General features: G+C 68.4%; 18 protein-coding genes. 8 read left to right on the forward strand and 10 right to left on the reverse strand.

Annotated features, from left to right (window positions below; all coding sequences use genetic code 11):
- Window positions 1-198: 198 nt before the first annotated feature.
- Window positions 199-1047 carry a DUF559 domain-containing protein gene (locus VGC18_RS05470; protein WP_331095051.1) on the reverse strand — a complete coding sequence of 283 codons (849 nt, stop codon included), beginning with the start codon at window positions 1045-1047 and terminating at the stop codon, window positions 199-201.
- A 262-nt stretch (window positions 1048-1309) separates the two neighbouring features.
- Window positions 1310-2047, reverse strand: coding sequence for an FAD-dependent thymidylate synthase (gene thyX / locus VGC18_RS05475; RefSeq protein WP_414672857.1), 738 nt, complete (start codon window positions 2045-2047; stop codon window positions 1310-1312).
- 108 nt (window positions 2048-2155) lie between these two features.
- On the opposite strand from thyX, the gene VGC18_RS05480 reads away from it, so the two are divergent.
- Genes VGC18_RS05480 through VGC18_RS05495 form a run of 4 tightly spaced genes read left to right on the forward strand, consistent with a single transcriptional unit; the run spans window position 2156 to window position 4503 of the window.
- The gene (locus VGC18_RS05480; protein WP_331095055.1) at window positions 2156-2590 is read left to right on the forward strand and encodes a thioredoxin family protein; all 435 of its coding nucleotides are present in this window, start codon (window positions 2156-2158) and stop codon (window positions 2588-2590) included.
- Window positions 2591-2604: 14 nt separating this feature from the next.
- Window positions 2605-3114, forward strand: a complete 510-nt coding sequence (locus tag VGC18_RS05485; RefSeq protein ID WP_331095057.1) for a DUF4395 domain-containing protein — start codon at window positions 2605-2607, stop codon at window positions 3112-3114.
- 52 nt (window positions 3115-3166) lie between these two features.
- Window positions 3167-3592: an OsmC family peroxiredoxin gene (locus tag VGC18_RS05490; protein ID WP_331095059.1), complete on the forward strand. Its 426-nt coding sequence runs from the start codon at window positions 3167-3169 to the stop codon at window positions 3590-3592.
- Entirely contained in the window at window positions 3592-4503 is a 912-nt protein-coding gene (locus tag VGC18_RS05495; protein WP_331095061.1) for a TIGR01777 family oxidoreductase, read from the forward strand. The genes VGC18_RS05490 and VGC18_RS05495 overlap by 1 nt, the downstream gene beginning before the upstream one ends.
- Window positions 4504-4751: 248 nt before the next feature.
- On the opposite strand, the gene VGC18_RS05500 is transcribed toward VGC18_RS05495, so the two are convergent.
- Complete coding sequence (locus VGC18_RS05500; RefSeq protein ID WP_331095063.1) at window positions 4752-5192, reverse strand: hypothetical protein; 441 nt, start codon at window positions 5190-5192, stop codon at window positions 4752-4754.
- Complete coding sequence (gene dapB, locus VGC18_RS05505; protein WP_331095065.1) at window positions 5189-5944, reverse strand: 4-hydroxy-tetrahydrodipicolinate reductase; 756 nt, start codon at window positions 5942-5944, stop codon at window positions 5189-5191. Before dapB ends, VGC18_RS05500 begins: the two co-directional genes overlap by 4 nt.
- A gap of 65 nt (window positions 5945-6009) precedes the next feature.
- Here dapB and VGC18_RS05510 point away from each other — a divergent pair, with 65 nt between their 5' ends.
- Window positions 6010-6468, forward strand: coding sequence for a GNAT family N-acetyltransferase (locus VGC18_RS05510; protein ID WP_331095068.1), 459 nt, complete (start codon window positions 6010-6012; stop codon window positions 6466-6468).
- Here the strand turns inward: VGC18_RS05510 and VGC18_RS05515 are convergent.
- Window positions 6465-7067: a histidine phosphatase family protein gene (locus VGC18_RS05515; RefSeq protein ID WP_331095070.1), complete on the reverse strand. Its 603-nt coding sequence runs from the start codon at window positions 7065-7067 to the stop codon at window positions 6465-6467. The genes VGC18_RS05510 and VGC18_RS05515 overlap by 4 nt on opposite strands.
- A gap of 58 nt (window positions 7068-7125) precedes the next feature.
- Complete coding sequence (locus VGC18_RS05520) at window positions 7126-8481, reverse strand: pitrilysin family protein (protein WP_331095072.1); 1356 nt, start codon at window positions 8479-8481, stop codon at window positions 7126-7128.
- 310 nt (window positions 8482-8791) lie between these two features.
- Between VGC18_RS05520 and VGC18_RS05525 the strand changes: the two genes are divergently transcribed.
- The gene (locus VGC18_RS05525) at window positions 8792-9433 is read left to right on the forward strand and encodes a TetR/AcrR family transcriptional regulator (RefSeq protein WP_331095074.1); all 642 of its coding nucleotides are present in this window, start codon (window positions 8792-8794) and stop codon (window positions 9431-9433) included.
- 125 nt (window positions 9434-9558) lie between these two features.
- On the opposite strand, the gene VGC18_RS05530 is transcribed toward VGC18_RS05525, so the two are convergent.
- A complete protein-coding gene (locus tag VGC18_RS05530) occupies window positions 9559-10542 on the reverse strand; it encodes an aldo/keto reductase (protein ID WP_331095076.1) in 984 nt (327 codons plus the stop codon).
- A gap of 382 nt (window positions 10543-10924) precedes the next feature.
- Between VGC18_RS05530 and VGC18_RS05535 the strand changes: the two genes are divergently transcribed.
- The gene (locus VGC18_RS05535; RefSeq protein WP_331095078.1) at window positions 10925-11443 is read left to right on the forward strand and encodes a YbhB/YbcL family Raf kinase inhibitor-like protein; all 519 of its coding nucleotides are present in this window, start codon (window positions 10925-10927) and stop codon (window positions 11441-11443) included.
- 63 nt (window positions 11444-11506) lie between these two features.
- On the opposite strand, the gene VGC18_RS05540 is transcribed toward VGC18_RS05535, so the two are convergent.
- Both VGC18_RS05540 and VGC18_RS05545 read right to left on the reverse strand, forming a co-directional pair.
- Window positions 11507-13777 (reverse strand): polyribonucleotide nucleotidyltransferase, encoded by a 2271-nt coding sequence (locus VGC18_RS05540; RefSeq protein ID WP_331095080.1) that lies wholly within the window; start codon window positions 13775-13777, stop codon window positions 11507-11509.
- Window positions 13778-14090: 313 nt separating this feature from the next.
- Window positions 14091-15329 (reverse strand): MFS transporter, encoded by a 1239-nt coding sequence (locus VGC18_RS05545; RefSeq protein WP_331095082.1) that lies wholly within the window; start codon window positions 15327-15329, stop codon window positions 14091-14093.
- 82 nt (window positions 15330-15411) lie between these two features.
- Here VGC18_RS05545 and VGC18_RS05550 point away from each other — a divergent pair, with 82 nt between their 5' ends.
- On the forward strand, window positions 15412-16386 hold the full coding sequence (locus VGC18_RS05550; protein WP_331095084.1) for a LysR family transcriptional regulator: 975 nt from the start codon (window positions 15412-15414) through the stop codon (window positions 16384-16386).
- Here VGC18_RS05550 and VGC18_RS05555 read toward each other — a convergent pair.
- Entirely contained in the window at window positions 16325-16777 is a 453-nt protein-coding gene (locus VGC18_RS05555) for a VanZ family protein (protein ID WP_331095085.1), read from the reverse strand. The genes VGC18_RS05550 and VGC18_RS05555 overlap by 62 nt on opposite strands.
- Window positions 16778-16790 lie beyond the last annotated feature (13 nt).

Genomic DNA, 16790 nt, shown 5'->3' on the forward strand with positions numbered 1-16790 from the left:
GATCCCACCTCGCCCCGCAGCCATCCGCCCTCCTCCCCTCCCCGTCCCGTCTCCCGCAACCCCTTCCCCGCTCCATCCGATCTCAAGGAGTTTTTCGGCAGTCCCGGTTTCTGTGCGGCGAAACCGACCGTTTTCGGGGAAATCTCCTTGAGATCGGATAGCAGCGGGAGGGGCGCGGCAGGGCGGCGCAAGGCGGGGTCAGGCCAGGTGGTCGCCGCGGCTCATCGCGGCCAGGACCGCGTCCCGGACCGTGGCCCAGTCCTCGACGATCATCCGATACGGGAACCGCAGCACGCGATAACCCCGGATGCCCAGATGGGCGTCCCGGACATGATCCGCCGTCGGATCGTGGAAGGCCAGGCTGTCGATCTCCACCACCAGGCGTTCCCCGATGAGGAAGTCCACACGATACCGGCCGATTCGCACCTGCTGCCGGAAACGGACTCCGAGACGGCGCATCCGGAAGGCGAACATCGACTCCGTCCCGCTCTCCGACAGCGACCCGACCCATCGCATGACGCGCGGCCTCAGCCTCGGCAGCAGCTCGGCCCAGTCCCGCGACGAGATCGCTCCGCGGAACAGGGCGGACTCGCAGACCACAAAGGCGAATTCGGCGGCCTGACAGACGCACAGCTGCTCGAGGGCGGCCACCACGCTCACCTGATAGCGGGAACCGCCACTGCCGTCGTCGTTCCAATGGATCAGGACGTCATCGGCGCCCGTATCGCTCAGGCGCTTCCGGTGGTCCTCCGGCGCCCTCAGCTGGCAGGAGTTGCCGGAGACCGCCACATGCAGGCGATTCGGCCCGTTCGGTATCCACAGGCCGAGCTCTCGCGCGGCACTCACGCAGGTGAGTCGGCCGCCGACGCGTGCGGCGCGTTGGAGGGCCTGCGGAACGTCGGGCAGCGCGTACCAGCCCTTCCGAATGCGCAGGACGTCCCCGCGACGGATGGCCAGCCGCAAGACGGTCCGGCCATGTCCGCGGGCGAGGAGCTCGTGGGTCGCGGCGAGGCCGCCGAGCGAGCGGATGTCGGAGTGGAGAGACATCCCGCTAGCGTCGGCGACGCGCCCGGGCCGCGGGGGCGCATCCGCGAATCCGGTGATGAGCAGGCGGTAGGAACCGGTGTCAAGGAGAAACGGGGGTCAGCTGGCCGCGGCATCGGCCAGGAGGGGGACGGCGCGCAGAAACTCCTTGAAACGGGACGGAACCGGAGCAGAGCGGGACGGAACCGGAGCAGAGCGGGACGGAACCGGACCCGAGCGGGACGGAACCGGAGCCGAGCGGGACGGAGCCGGAGGGGACGAGGGACTACGGGGCGACGCGGCCGTTGCCGTTGAAGGCGGCATAGGTGAGCGGCATGAGCTCAGCGAAGAAGCCCTCGATCTTCTCCGCCGCCATCTCGATCTCCCGCTGCGGGAACGACGGGAAGAGCGAGCCCTCGCGCTTGGTGCGCAGAGAGATGAAGTTCATGAGCGAACGCGCGTTGAGGGTCACGTACATCGACGAGTAGATGTTCAGCGGGAGCACGATGCGGGCGACCTCCCTCGCGACACCGGCGTCGAGCATCCGCTGATAGGACTCGAAGGCGGCGATCGAGGCCGCCCTGGCCTCCTCGGCGACGAGGGCCACCTGTTCCGCCGTTCCCGGCTCGAAGGTGTATGCGCCGGCCTTGCCGACCTGGACCAGGTTGCGCTCGGGACCCGGCACGTAGAAGACGGGGTTGAGCTCGCGGTAGCGGCCGGATTCCTCGTTGTACGAGGCGATGCGGTGACGCATGAACTCGCGGAAGACGAAGATCGGCGCCTGCACGTAGAAGGTCATGGAGTTGTGCTCGAATGGCGAGCCGTGCCTGTCGCGCATCAGGTAGTTGATGAGTCCACGGGCGCGCTTGTCCTCCGCTTCCAGGTCCTCGGAGGCCTGCGCGGCCTCCAGGGTCTGCTCCCCCTGGGTCGACACCCGCGCGGCGAACAGCACGTCGGAGTCGTGGGCACTCGAGCGGACGAGCTCGACGGTCACGTCGGAACGGAACTTTATCTCTGCTGGCACGGCCCTCAGGATAGCCACGACGCGGGGCATCGGCCCGCCAACACACCGGGCGTAACGCGGCGTCACGATCCTTCCGCACCCGCGGCGGCGGCCGTACCGTTGCCCATCATGAATCCGATCGCCGTCGTCATCTCGCTGCTCGGCCTGGTCGTCCTGTCGACCGCGCTCGGCCTGGTCTGGCGCGCGACGACCGGCAGGGTGCGCGGCGCAGAGGGCGGCCGGACGATCGTGCGCCTCTCCGAGCTGCGGCCGGATGCCCCCACGGGCCAGGCCGCCACCCTGCTGCAGTTCTCGACGGAGGTCTGCGCCCCGTGTGCGAACGCCCACCGGACGCTCGAAGCCGTCGCCGGAGAGTTCGAGGCGGTTCGCCACGTCGATGTCGATGTCACCGCCCGCCCGGACATCGCACGCCGATTCGGGCTCCTGCAGTCGCCGACCATCCTGATCCTGGATGCGCGGGGCACCGTGACGGCACGCATCGGCGGTCTTCCGCGTGCGGCCGAGGTGCGCGCGGAGCTCGACCGCATCCTCGGCGCCGCCTGACCGTCCACGAAGGAATGACCATGACCGACCCCCGGCCCTCCACACAGCGTCTCGTCGCCCGACCCGGCCAGAGCGGCATCGACCCTCGCAGCCCCCGATTCGGGGCGGGGATCACCGCCGTCCTGCTCCTGGTGGTGATCGGCCTCTCCCTCGGCGGAGCCGCGAGTGCCGCCTTCGTCCTGTTCGCCGTCATCACCGCGCTGTTCGCCTGGGGCGCGTTCGCCGGCGTGCAGAGGCATCCATACGGCTGGCTGTACCGAAGGTTCGTCCGCCCGCGCCTCGAACCGCCCGCTCACCTGGAGGATCCGAGACCGCCGACCTTCGCGCAGGATGTCGGGCTCGTCATCACGCTCGTCGGCCTGATCCTCTTCCTGCTCGGCGTGCCGTACGGGCTCGTGATCTTCGCGGCGCTCGCGTTCATCGCCGCCTTCCTCAATTCGGTCTTCGACTACTGCCTCGGCTGCCAGATCTACCTGCTGCTCGTCCGCTTCGGTGGGAGGGGCCGCCGATCCGCGCAGGTCTGACCTTCCCTCGTTCGAGTGACATAAGCTGTCGTCACTCGACGGAGGAGGAATCATGGCGGTTACCAGCGAAGCGACGACGCTCTGGATCGGCGACCTGAGAAGCGGATCGGGCACGGTGTCGCTCGACTCCTCGGATGCCGCCGAATTCCCGGTCAGCTGGGCGGCCAGGGCCGAGGGTGAGGTCGGCAAGACCAACCCGGAGGAGCTGCTCGGCGCCGCGCACTCCGCCTGCTTCTCGATGGCCTTCGCCAACCTGCTCGCGCAGTTCGGAACGCCGCCGCAGAACCTCCAGGTCACCGCGGCGGTCACCTTCGACCCCGCGGAGGGCATCACCGGCAGCCACCTCCTCGTCAGCGCCAAGGTCGCCGGCATCGGAGAGGACGACTTCCAGCGGATCGCGGCCGAGGCCAAGGCCACCTGCCCGGTGTCGCGCGCCCTCGCGGGCATCCCCGTGACCCTGGAAGCCAGCCTCGCCTGATGCCGGCGCGCCGGAAGCAGCCCATGCGTGTGCTCGTCTCCGGGGCATCCGGGTTCATCGGACGTGAGCTCGTTCGCCAGCTGCGGGACGACGGCCACGACGTCCGCGAGCTGGTCAGGCGGCAGCCGCGCACCGACAGCGAGATCAACTGGGCGCCGACCGCCAGGATCCTCGACTCGAGTGTCATCGACGGAACGGATGCGGTGATCAACCTCTCCGGGGCGTCCCTCGGCCGACTGCCGTGGACGGCGGCGTACAAGCGCGAGATCCTGGACTCGAGGGTCCAGACGACACAGGCTCTTGCTGAGGCGATGGCGATGGCGAGCAGGCCGCCCGCCGTCTTCCTCAGCGCCTCCGCCGTCGGAATCTACGGCGACCGCCCCGGGGAACGGCTGACGGAGGAATCGCCGCGAGGCCCCGGCTTCCTCGGAGACGTCGTCGAGCAGTGGGAGCTGTCGGCGCAGATCAGGCCGGCGAAGACCCGTCTGGTGACGTTCCGCACCGGCCTCGTCCTCGGCGGAGGCGGCTCGCTCGCACCCGTCCTCGGCCTGACCCGCGCCGGGCTCGGCTCCCGTCTGGGAACGGGGGGCGACATCTGGCCGTGGATCGGCCTGTACGACGAGGCAGCGGCCATCCGCCATCTGCTCACCTCGGAGCTCGAGGGACCGGTCAACCTCGCGGGGCCGACGGCGGCCCCCTCCGACCGGATCACCCGTCACGTGGCGAAGCGGATGCATCGCCCGTACGCTCTGACCGTGCCGAGCCCCGTCATCGGTCTCCTGCTCCGCGAGGCGGGCCACGAGCTGCTGCTCAGCAGCCAGCACGCGATCGTCGACAAGCTCGTCGATGACGGCTTCCGCTTCCGGCACGAGACCGCCGAGGCCGCGATCGACGCGTTCCTGGACGACTAGGCGGAGCGCTCGAGGGCGATCCCGATCGCTCGGCACTCCCCTGTGGCGGGAGACACCGCAGCCCGCGGGGACCGGGCGACGGACCGGCAGCCGCTGGCGGCGGAAAACCAACCTCGCGGCGGGAGCTGCAACATTTCGCGGCGGGGAAATCAGCTGGCGGCGGGAAGCGCGCCTCCCTCCGCGAACAGTTTTCCCCCGCCACGATGCGGCAACTCGGCCGCTCAGCGCACACGGCCAGCGCGAAACTGCTAGGCGGAACGCTCGAGGGCGATCGCCCGGCGGATGGACTGGCGGGCCCTGCGCCGATCGCCGCTCGCGTCATAGGCGAGCCCGAGCCTGAACCAGGCCTTCCAGCTGCCAGGAGCCGCCTCGACCTCGGCGCGATAGCGGGGGAACTCCGCGTCGGCGGCGGCGCGCTCCGGCCTGCCGCTTGTCCGGTGCGGGAGGGTGTCGACGGGCAGCTCGTCCGCCGACGCCAGCAGTCGGACGAGTCGCTGGCTCCGCAGCCCGAAGAGCAGTTCGGCGACGAGCGCCCAGACGCCGATGATCGGCAACACCATGAGGGCCACGCCGAGCGCCCTCGAGACGCCGCTGTCGATCAGGACGAGCCGCACGGCGAGCTGGCCGACGAGCACCAGGTAGAGCGCAAGCAGGAGCGCCATCACGATGGCGGCGAGACGGCCTCTCATTCGCCGGGACCGAGGTCGATGAGCTTGTCGAGGCCGACGACGACCCCCCGGGTGGCGACGAGGGCGCCGAGGGCGAGCCGGATGCCCGCCTCGTACGCGGACGGATCCAGCGTCTCGTGGGTCACGGTGAGGATCTCCCCCGTGCCTCCGAAGATCACGTCCTGCTTGGCGACGACACCCTGCATGCGGAGGCTGTGGATGGGCACGCTGGAGACCTGCTGGCCCCTCGCCCGCTGGTCGGCGTGCGGCGCGATGACCGGCCCAAGACGGGAGCGCGCCTCGCCGATGAGCTCGGCCGTGCGCACCGCGGTGCCGGACGGAGAATCGACCTTCCTGGCGTGATGGCTTTCGACGATCTCGATCGACTCGTAGAACCGCGCCGCCATCGCCGCGAAGGCCGACGCCAGCACGGAGCCGACGGAGAAGTTGGGGACGATGACGACCCCCACCTGCCCGTCGTCCGTCGCGTTCTGCGCCTCGACCCGCCTCCGCAGGGACTCGATCCGGTCCTTCGTCCATCCGCTGGTCCCGACGAGGACGCTCAGTCCGTGGTCGACGGCGAAATCCACGATCTCCTGGCTCACCGCCGGAACGGTGACGTCGACCACGAGGTCGGCGCCGATCATGTCGGCCAGTTCGCCGTTCGAGCCGATCTGCGCTCCCAGCTCCAGGTCATCGGATTCCTCGATGAGGCGCGAGACGAGCCGGCCCATCCTGCCTGTCGCGCCGACGACGGCGACCGTGGTTGTCATGCGCCAAATCTACCAAGCCGCCCGGGCGCCGCGCCTAGGCTGGTCGGGTGCCGTCCTATCGAGAAGTGTCCGTCGACGATGCCGTGGCCCAGCAGCTGCTGGGCGAGTACTTCGCGAGCCGGGAGCTGGGGTTCGTCGGCTCGGGGGGCTACCGTGTCGCCTTCCCGGAAGCCGGCCGGTTCGTCCCGCCCTCCGGGGTCTTCCTGGTCGTCGAGAGCGACGGCGCGGATGTCGGCTGCGGAGGCATCCGTCTGATCGAGCCGTCGGAGACGGGGCGCACGCGGTTCGAGGTGAAGCATCTCTGGCTGCGGCCCGAGGCCCGAGGCCACGGCCACGGCCGCGCGCTGCTGACGGAGCTGGAGCGCCGGGCGCGCGACTTCGGCGCAGACGAGCTGGTGCTCGACACCAATTCCAGCCTGGAGGCCGCGGCCGGCCTCTATCGATCGTCCGGTTTCGTCGGGATCCCGGCGTACAACGACAACCCGAACGCGACGAACTGGTACCTGAAGGCGATGACCGCCTAGAACGGCTGCCCGTCCGGGAGGCCCGTGCGCAACTCGACCGGAAGGTGCCCGAGATCGTTGTGCGTGACCAGCACGGGCGGCTTGGCCGATCGCACCCGGATGATGGTCAGGCCGCAGTTGGCCTGGTTGAGGCCCAGCCACCGCCAGGCGGGTGCGCCGAAGACCTCGCGCACGAACCAGGCGATCACGAAGTTGTGAGTGATGAGCAGATCGTGCCGGTCCTCCCGCGAGGGGGTGAGCCACTCCGCGACGGCGTCCGACATCTGCGCCTCGCCCGCCTCGATCTGCTGGCGGGTGACCGAGCCGAAGAAGGGCTCGAAGACCCGCGGCATGTCCGGCGTCGGACCGGACGGGATGCAGTCGAACAACAGCGCGGACGGTTTGGCGTCGAGACTCGGCATGCTCGCGGTCATGATGCGCGCCGTCTCGGCGGCCCGCTGGAGCGGAGAGTGCCAGGCACCGGTGAACGGCACGCCGCTCAGCCGATCGGCGATGAGCTTGGCCTGACGCTGTCCCCGTCCGGAAAGAGGTCCGTCTGGGAGACCGTGCTCGGCATCCTGCTGCTCGCCGTGCCGGACAAGGTAAATGAAGTGGGACATCGTTGTTCCTGGATTCGTTGTGCGATGGTGATGGGGATCAGACTACGTCCGGTGCCGTTCAGACGATGACGGGCACGTCGAACAGCCCGTCGAAGGCGGCCTGATCGATGGTTCCGACGGCGGCGATCGAGACCGGTCGTGCGGCGAGCTCGACCGCGAGCTCGCGGACGTCCTCCGGGGTGACGAGCGCGAGCCTGCGCAGCGCCTCGTCGAGATCGGAGAACTCGCCGAGGGTGATCTCCGACCGGCCGAGCCGCGACATCCTGGTATCGGAGTCCTCCAGCGCCAGGGCGGATGCGCCGCTGAGCTGCCCGACGGCTCGCCGCATCTCCTCGTCGGTCACCCCGCCCTCGCCCAGACGTCGGAACTCGGACAGCATGAGCTCGGCCACCTGGCCGGCCTTCGCCGGAGAGCAGCCCGCATAGAGGCCGAAGAGGCCGGCGTCGGAATAGCTCGGCGAGAAGGAGTACACGGAATAGGCCAACCCGCGCTTCTCCCGGATCTCCTGGAACAGCCGGGAGGACATCCCGCCGCCGAGCACCGAGTTGAGGACCGCGAGCACGGAACGGCGCTCATCCGCGGCGGGGAGGCCGGGAACACCGAGCAGGATGTTCGCCTGCTCGATCGGCCGCTGCACCACCACCAGCGGGCTGCCGCGCTCGATCAGGCCGCTCGTCGCGTCCCTGCGCCCGACGGGTGCGGCCTGGATGCCCAGATCCCAGCCCGCCGAGGTGAGCGCGCGCTGCACGCCGGCGACGAGCTCGTCGTGATCGACGGCCCCCGCGACGGTGATCACGAGATCGCGCGCCCGGTAATTGGCGCGGTAGTGGTTCCAGACCGATTCGCGGGTCGCCGCCCTGATGGTCTCCGGGCTGCCGCCGATCGGCCTGCCGAGCGGATGCGCGCCGAGCACCGCCTCGAAGAATCTCTCGCTCGTGACGTCGGCCGGATCGTCGTCGGCCATCGCGAGCTCCTCGAGGATGACCCCCCGCTCGTTCTCGAACTCCTCCTCATCGAGGACGGAGGAGGTGATCATGTCGGAGAGCACGTCGACGGCCATGGGCAGGTCCCTGTCCTGGACCTTGGCGTAATAGCAGGTGTATTCCTTGGCCGTCATGGCGTTGTGCTCGCCACCGACCTCGTCGAAGCTCACGGCGATGTCGAGGGCGCTCCGGGCATCCGTCCCCTTGAACAGGAGATGCTCCAGGAAATGGGTGCTGCCATAGGTGTCCGGCAGCTCGTCCCGCGATCCGACCGCGACCCAGTAGCCGACGGTCGCGCTCCGTGCACCGGGGACCTGCTCGCTGAGGATTCGAACGCCGCTGGGGAGGACGCTCCGTCGCACCAGCGACTCTCCGGATGCGGTGAAGCCGAGTTCGGCGAGGCCGAGGGAAAGCGGGACTGCACCGTTCATTGCACCGAGCCTACGTCACCGCCGACGCCCGTACCTGGGAACGCCGCGCACCCCCAAAACTGGGGCATAGTTGGTCCGCACAAGTGGGGACAAACCGAGCTGTCTGTCCTCCCTGCCGTGTTACAGTTTCTCACGTCGGAAGAACCACCCGAAGGCTCAGACGACTCCCGCTCATCAGCGGGTTGTGACCGCAGGGTTGGAAACACGAGATCTTGTCTCGTGGGGCAGCGGGACGGAATAATCCAATTCCGTCTCGACTGCCGGACGGCTTTGAGGACATCCAGCCACATTGCCAAAGGGAGCTCAAGCCGTGTTGATTGTCGAAACAGAACCGATCGCGCAGCGTGATCCCCAGGCGGGGCCACGGCGGCCGACCCTCATCCACCACGCCAATTCCGCTCCGGCGAAGCGCCGCATCCTCGAGACGGCCAACCGTCTCTTCTATGACGAGGGGATCCGCAGCGTCGGCATCGATCGGCTCATCAGCGAGTCCGACGTCACCAAGGCGACCTTCTACAAGCACTACGGGTCGAAGGACCGGCTGATCCTCGAGTACGTCTCCGGGCGTGACGCCATGACCAGACGCTTCATCACGGAGATCATCGAGCACGCCGACGGACCGGAGTCCGCCATCAGGGATCTGGCCGAGTACATCGCGGACGACGTCGAAACGCCCGGATTCCGTGGCTGTCCGTTCATCAACGCGGCCACGGAGTTCGCCGACCCGCGTCATCCCGTTCGGGAGCTCGTCATCGAACACCGTGAGTGGTACACCGAGACGTTGGTCGAGCTGTTCAAGGCCATGGGTCATTCCCTCCCCGGAGAGGCGGGGGACGACTTCCTACTGCTCAGGGATGGCGCGATGACCGGAGGCTACGCCGGCGATCCGATCGCGGCGACCACGGCGATGCAGCGTGCCGTCGAGCGATTGATCGGCGAGGCGCGCGGCTAAGTAGCCCGGCTCGACCCGGATCGGGATTGCCGTCTCGCCCGTCGAGGTGGCAGTTGTGGCTGGATGCCTGCCCTCCTGGGCAACCACGACTGCCAACTCGAGGTCACGGAGCCGCACCACCCGCGCTAGACGGACGCTCTGTCGAGCTCGCCGATCTGGTGTCGGCTGAGCTGGAGGCCGGCCGCCGCCGTGAGCTCGATCACCTGGCCGGCCGAGCTCGCGCTGGCCACCGGGGCCACGACATTCGGTTTGCTCAACAGCCAGGCCAGCGCGATCGCCGCAACGCTCACACCCTGCTCCATCGCGACCCGGTCGAGGACGGCAAGCACCCTGAGGCCGCGCCGGTTGAGATAGCCCGCCGCCTCCGCGCCGCGTCCGTTCCTGGCCAGGTCCGCCTTGGTGCGGTACTTGCCGCTGAGGAAACCGCTCGCGAGGGCGAACCGCGGCATCACCCCGAGCCGCTGCTGCGCGGCGACCCTGGCGAGGTCGCCCTCGAACTCGGTGCGGTGCATGAGGTTGTAGTGGTTCTGCACGGCGACCATCGGCGTCACGCCGAGCTGCGCCGCGATCACCCGCGCCTCGATGAGCCGATTCGCCGAATGGTCCGAGGCCCCGAAATACCGGACCTTGCCACTGAGGATGAGGTCGTCGACGGCGAACAGCGTCTCCTCGAACGGCACGGACTCGTCGTCGATGTGCAGGTAGAGGAGATCGATGTAGTCGGTGCCGAGACGGTCGAGTGACGCCGTCACCGCCCCGATGATCGCCGAGGCGGTGACGCCGGCATGCTCCGGGCCCTTGCCGACCTTGGTGCCGACCACCATCTGGGCGCGATTGCGCCGCTCCCGCATCCAATTGCCGATCATGATCTCGCTGCGCCCGCTCGCGTAGGAATCGGCAGTGTCGATGAAGTTGCCGCCGCGCTCCGCGTAGGCGTCGAGCACGTCGTTGGTGGCGCGGGCGTCGGTGGTCCAGCCGAAGACGTTGCCTCCGATGGCCAGGGGGAATACCCGGAGGTCGGACTGACCGAGCGCGCGCCGCGCGGGGTTGGCCGGCGCCGACGCGGATCCGGCGGCATCCGCCACGCGGTCAGGCAAAAGCTGCGTCATGCACACCCCCTCGATGTCTCGGCGGGCACGAGGAACACGAATCTCGGACCGTCTGATCCCGAGACTAGATGAGAGTCGGAGCAAAAAGGCCGCCGTTTCCGCGGCGATCGTGCCCCGAATCCAAATCGTTATCTGGCGACCGTCGGTCCCCCGTTGCTGTGAATCGGCCGGATGCGGGCCAAGAGGCCGGCATTCCCTCTGGCGCGGGAACCGCCGGATGCCTATGTTCGTTTCTGTGCGGAAGCATTCCGCTTCCGAGGAACCACCGCCCACAGCGTGCGGAGGGTCCGCCACAGTCGCGCCAGGACTCAAAACGGGCGACAGAAGGGCCGCCGACGGGATCCGACGAGCGGCCCTTCGCCAATACGGAAGGACGCAGAACATGGTCAATGATCCGAACTGGCGATTGCCGGAGGTGCCATCCTTCACCCTGGAGAGCCCCGACTTCGCCGACGGGGAGTTCCTCCCCGACTGGGCACGGGCCGACAGCGGGAACCGCTCTCCCGCGCTGTCCTGGAGCGGTGCTCCGGCGGGCACGAAGAGCTTCGCCCTGACGCTCTACGACCCCGACGCCCCGACGGGCAGCGGCTTCTGGCACTGGGCGGTCTATAACATCCCGGCGGAGACGACGGGCCTTCCCGCGGGTTCTGGCAATCCGGCCACCGCGGACCTGCCGCCGGGAGCGGTGACGGTGCCGAACGAGTTGCGCGGTGAGGAGTTCACCGGCGCGGCGCCTCCGCCCGGTGACGGGCAGCACAGGTATTTCTTCACCCTGAGCGCGCTCGACATCGGTGAACTGGACGTCCCCGTCGATGCGACCCCCGCCGTGCTCGGTTTCCTGTTGCGGGGAAACATCATCGGCAGGGCTCAGCTCATGGGGCTCGCCGAGACTCCGGCCTGACAGAGAAGAAGCCCGCCCCCGCACGATGTGCGGGGGCGGGCTTCTCTGACGTGCGAGCGGGTGTTACTCCGCGGGAATGCTCGCGGTCTCGGAGAACTCCTCGATGGTCGGGGCATCGGTCGACTCCGCCTCGACGGGGGCCAGCGACAGCTTTCCCCTGTCGTCGATCTTGGTGATCTCCACCTGGATCTTCTGGCCGACGGCGAGCACGTCCTCGACGTTCTCGACCCGCTTGCCACCGGCGAGCTTGCGGACCTCGCTGATGTGCAGCAGGCCGTCCTTGCCGGGGGTCAGCGAGACGAACGCGCCGAAGGTCGCGATCTTGACGACGGTCCCGAGGAACCGCTCGCCCACCTCCGGGTTGAGCGGATTGGCGATCGCGTTGACGGCGGCGCGGGCGGCCTCGGCAGAGGGACCGTCGACGGCGCCGATGTACACGGTCCCGTCGTCCTCGATCGAGATGTCGGCCCCGGTGTCGTCCTGGATCTGGTTGATCGTCTTGCCCTTCGGCCCGATGAGCTCGCCGATCTTGTCGATCGGGATCTGTACCGAGATCACGCGAGGCGCGGTCGGCGCCATCTCGTCCGGGGCGTCGATGGCGGCGTTCAGCACGGCGAGGATCGCGGTGCGAGCCTCCTTCGCCTGCTTGAGCGCCCCGTCGAGCACGGAGGAGGGGATGCCGTCGAGCTTCGTGTCGAGCTGGATCGCCGTGACGAACTCGCTGGTTCCCGCGACCTTGAAGTCCATGTCGCCGAGGGCGTCCTCCGCCCCGAGGATGTCAGTGAGGGCCGCATAACGGGTCTCACCGTCGACCTCGTCCGAGACGAGTCCCATGGCGATGCCTGCGACCGGGGCGCGCAGCGGCACCCCGGCGTTGAGCAGCGACAGGGTCGACGCGCAGACGGAACCCATCGACGTCGAGCCGTTCGAGCCCAACGCCTCAGAGACCTGGCGGATCGCGTAGGGGAACTCCTCGCGGCTCGGCAGCACCGGCACGAGAGCCCGCTCGGCCAGGAAGCCGTGCCCGATCTCGCGACGCTTCGGCGAACCAACCCGACCGGTCTCACCGGTGGAGTATGGCGGGAAGTTGTAGTGGTGCATGTAACGCTTCTTGGTTATGGGGCTCAGCGAATCGATCTGCTGCTCCATCTTCAGCATATTCAGCGTGGTAACGCCCAGGATCTGGGTCTCGCCGCGCTGGAAGATCGCCGAACCGTGAACGCGCGGGATGACCTGCACCTCGGCGTCGAGCGGGCGGATGTCGGACAGCCCGCGACCGTCGATGCGGATGCCCTCGGTGAGGATGCGACTGCGGACGATCTTCTTGGTGACCGACTTGTAGGCGGCGCTGACCTGGCCGATGGCCGAGCCGTCGAGCTCTCCGCGCTCAACCTTGGCGGCAACCTCTGCCTTGACCCGGTCCTTGAGCGCGTCATCGGCGTTCTGGCGCTCGATCTTGTCAGCGATCGTGTAGATGCCCTTGAGCTCGTCGTAGGCGAAGCCGGCGACGGTGTCGTAGGTGGCCTGGTCGTAGGCGGGGAAGACCGGGTAGTCGGCGATCGGCTTGGCCGACTGCGCGGCCATCTCGGCCTGGGCCTTGATGAGCTGCTTGAGGAACGGCTTCGACGCCTCGAGGCCCTGGGCGACCACGGCCTCGTCCGGCTTGGTGGCGCCGGCCCTGATGAGTCCCCAGGAATGCTCCGTGGCCTCTGCCTCGACCATCATGATCGCGACATCCTCCGAGCCGTCGGAGTTCGTGACGAGACGACCGGCGACCGTGAGGTCGAAGACGGCACGCTCGAGCTGCTCGAACTTCGGGAAGGCGACCCACTGGTCGTCGATGAGCGCGAGCCGGATTCCACCGATCGGGCCGCTGAAGGGCAGGCCGGAGATCTGGGTGGACGCGGATGCCGCGTTGATGGCCAGGGCGTCGTAGAACTCGCCGGGAGCGATGGCGAGGACGGTGATGACGATCTGGACCTCGTTGCGGAGGCCGTCGACGAACGACGGGCGCAGGGGACGGTCGATCAGACGGCAGACGAGGATCGCCTCGGTCGACGGACGACCCTCGCGGCGGAAGAACGAACCGGGGATCTTTCCCGCGGCGTAGCTGCGCTCCTCGACGTCCACGGTCAGGGGGAAGAAGTCGAAATTGTCCTTCGGGTGCTTGCTCGCGCTGGTCGCGCTGAGCAGCATGGTGTCCTCGTCGAGGTAGGCAGCGACTGCTCCCTGGGCCTGCTGAGCGAGACGACCGGTTTCGAATCGGATGGTGCGCTTGCCGAACTTGCCGTTATCGAGAACGGCTTCGGCGAATTTGATCTCTGGACCCTCCATAGGGGGGTTATCTCCTTTGTTTTACGTCGTGACCCCGTATGGGTCGCGACTCGTCAAGGAGCAGGAGAAGGCAGAAAGGGGCGCACGGCCTTGCCGTCTCTCGACGAATACCGTGGCGCTTTGGCATGCATGCTCATCGGGAAAAGACCCGATGAGCACTGCTCTGGTCAACAGTAGAAAAGCGCTGAACGTCGCTCAGAACCTCACCACTACTGACCAGCTTCTTGCCAGCCTGCTCCGTAGCCGTGGTCCGATTCGTGCATTTCTGCCACACGAGACGGCCCACCGGTTGTCTCCATGCTACCAGCGGGTGCTATTCCGACCTAGCATCGGCCAGCGTGCCGCCCATCGACAGGCTCGACCAGACGGCCAGGACGGCCACGAGCACCACGAATCCGACCAGCACGGCGGTGCTGGGGAGGAAGGCCAGCGCGAGGCCGATGAGCAGCACGGGGATCGCGAGGCCGGCATAGGCAACGAGAAAGAGCGCCGCGAGCACCTCTCCTCGGAATGGCGGCAGTGCGAGCGAGGCCGCGACGGCGACGGATGCGCGGAACTGCACTCCGACCCCCGCCCCGGCGATCACGGTGGAGACGACGAACAGGGGAAGGCTGACGACCACGGCACCGACGGCCATGAGCACGAGGCCGACGCCCATGAGCCACATCGCGAGCCTCAGTTGCCTGACCGTCGTCAACCGCGCGGCCGCCAGCTGGGCCACCGCCGCGGAGCCGAACAGCGCGAAGGTCACGACACCCGCCAGCAGCCTCGACGTCTCGTGCAGCGTGCCGGCGAGGAAGCTCGGGGCGAGGGAGGTGAAGAGCCCGAACACCGCGAAGGCGGAGAAGGCGGCGGCGCCGGCGGAGAAGAACATCCCCCTGGACTCCTCCGGAAGGGCGACCCGCTGCGGCCGGTATGCCGGCCGCTCCTCGCGGCGCTCGACCGTCTCCGGCACGAAGACGACGGCGATCCCCGCCAGGACCAGCAGGACGAGGAAGACGACGTAGGGGACGACGAGCGGTGCGGCGACGTATTGGGCCAGCAGCCCCGAGATCAGCGGCCCCGCGCCGAGCCCGCCGATATTGGCGATGCTGGAGATCGTCGCCGAGGCCCTGGGACCCTCGTCCGGGCGGGCGATCAGACGCAGTTCGCTCAGATGGGCGGTCGCCGTGGCGGTGAGCGCCCCGACCCCGACCCCGGAGACGAAGCGCGCCGTCAGCAGACCGGGGACCGCCGGCCAGACGAGGAACATCACGGCGGCCAGGATCTCGATGAGGACCGCGGCGAGGATGATGCGACGACGACCCAGCCAGTCGCTCACGTGTCCGGCCAGGTACAGGCTCGCCATCACCCCCACCGCGTAGGCCGCGAAGATCACGGTGACCAGCACCGTGGAGAAGCCGTCCCTCGCCTGATAGAGCGCGTAGAGCGGGGTGGGGATCGTGGAGAAGGCCATGACGATGAGGAAGGCGCCGGCGATGAGCCAGAAGCCGGCCCCGTGGCGGAGACGCCAGCCGCCGCGAGAGCCGATCGTGTGAGCAAGAGAAGTCATGGTTGTTATGGTCGGCCTGTTTGCCAATCGTGTCCAACGACTGTGTTTGATATTACTGATCGTCTTCATCGATAATCAGGGGATGGAGACGCGTCAGCTCGAGTACTTCGTCACCGTGGCGGAGGAGCTCAGTTTCACCCGTGCGGCCGGGCGGTTATTCGCGGTGCAGTCGACCGTCTCCGCTGGCATCCGGGCGCTCGAGCACGACCTCGGAACCACCCTCTTCGAACGCTCCACCAAACACGTCGCGCTCACCGTGGCGGGGACGGCGATGCTCCCGGAGGCGCGGCGCGCCATCGAGGCGGTCGACCGCGTGCGCACCGCCGCCGCCCCGACCAGCGCGGGCATCCGCGGCCGGCTGCGGGTGGGCATCTTCACGAACCTCGAGTTCGTCGACCTGCCCGGCATCTTCGGAGAGTTCCACGATCACCATCCGCTAGTCGATCTCCAATTGGCCGCCTCGCCCTCCGGGTCGACGGGACTCGCCGACGACGTGCGACGGGGTCGCATCGACGCGGCCTTCATGGGTCTGCCGCTGCAGGACCTGGCCGGGTTCAGGGTGCTGAGCCTGGCGGAGTCGGGCTTCAGCGTGGTGATGCCGGCCACGCATCCTCTCGCCTCCCGGCGCACGATCGAGCTCTCCGAGCTTGCCCACGAGCGCTGGATCGACTCCCCCGACGGCTTCGGCAATCGAATCGCCGTCGACCGGGCGTTCGCGAGCGCGCGGCTCAGCAGGACCATCACCACCCAGGTCGCCGACCTCGGGGAGATCCCCCGCTTCGTCGCCGCCGGACTCGGCATCGCCGTCATCCCGACCATCACCTACGTCCCGGCCGACGGCGTCGTCCTCGCCAGGCTCACCGGCCACGACGTCGACTGGAGGCTGAGCCTCATCAGCAGGACCTCGCCGAGCCCCGCCGTCTCCGCCCTGCTCGATCTGCTCGAGCACCGCTTCGAGGGCACGGGCGACTCGCCCGCCCCTCAGGGAGGCGCGATCAGCGGGCGGCGAGCCCGGGGCGACGGGCACGCCGCATCCGTCTGGCCCGGCCGGCGGTGAGCACGAGGGCGACGGCCACACCGACGACCGTCCCGGCCGAGTTCGCGACGATGTCCCGGATGTCGGTGACCCTGCCCGGTACAGCCAACTGAGCGATCTCGATGGCAAAGGTCATCGCGACACCCGCGAGGACGCTGACGAACCACCAGCGCCTGCCGAACAGGAGCAGGAAGAACATCCCGATCGGGACGAAGAGCAGCACGTTGGCGAGGAACTCGACCCGGGAGTAGGTGAGCCAGTTGGTCGACTGATGCCTGCCGAAGAAGCCGAGCAGTCGCCAGAGCCAGACACCGCTGTGACCCTGGAGCGGCTGGGGCCCGAGCGTCAGCCATCCGACGAAGCCCAGATAGGCCACCGTCACGAGGCTGAGGAGGGGATGTCTGCGAAACATCGCCCCATCCTCC

Origin of the sequence: Lacisediminihabitans sp. (assembly GCF_036404185.1) — a bacterium.
In the GTDB taxonomy this organism is placed as follows: Bacteria; Actinomycetota; Actinomycetes; order Actinomycetales; family Microbacteriaceae; genus Lacisediminihabitans.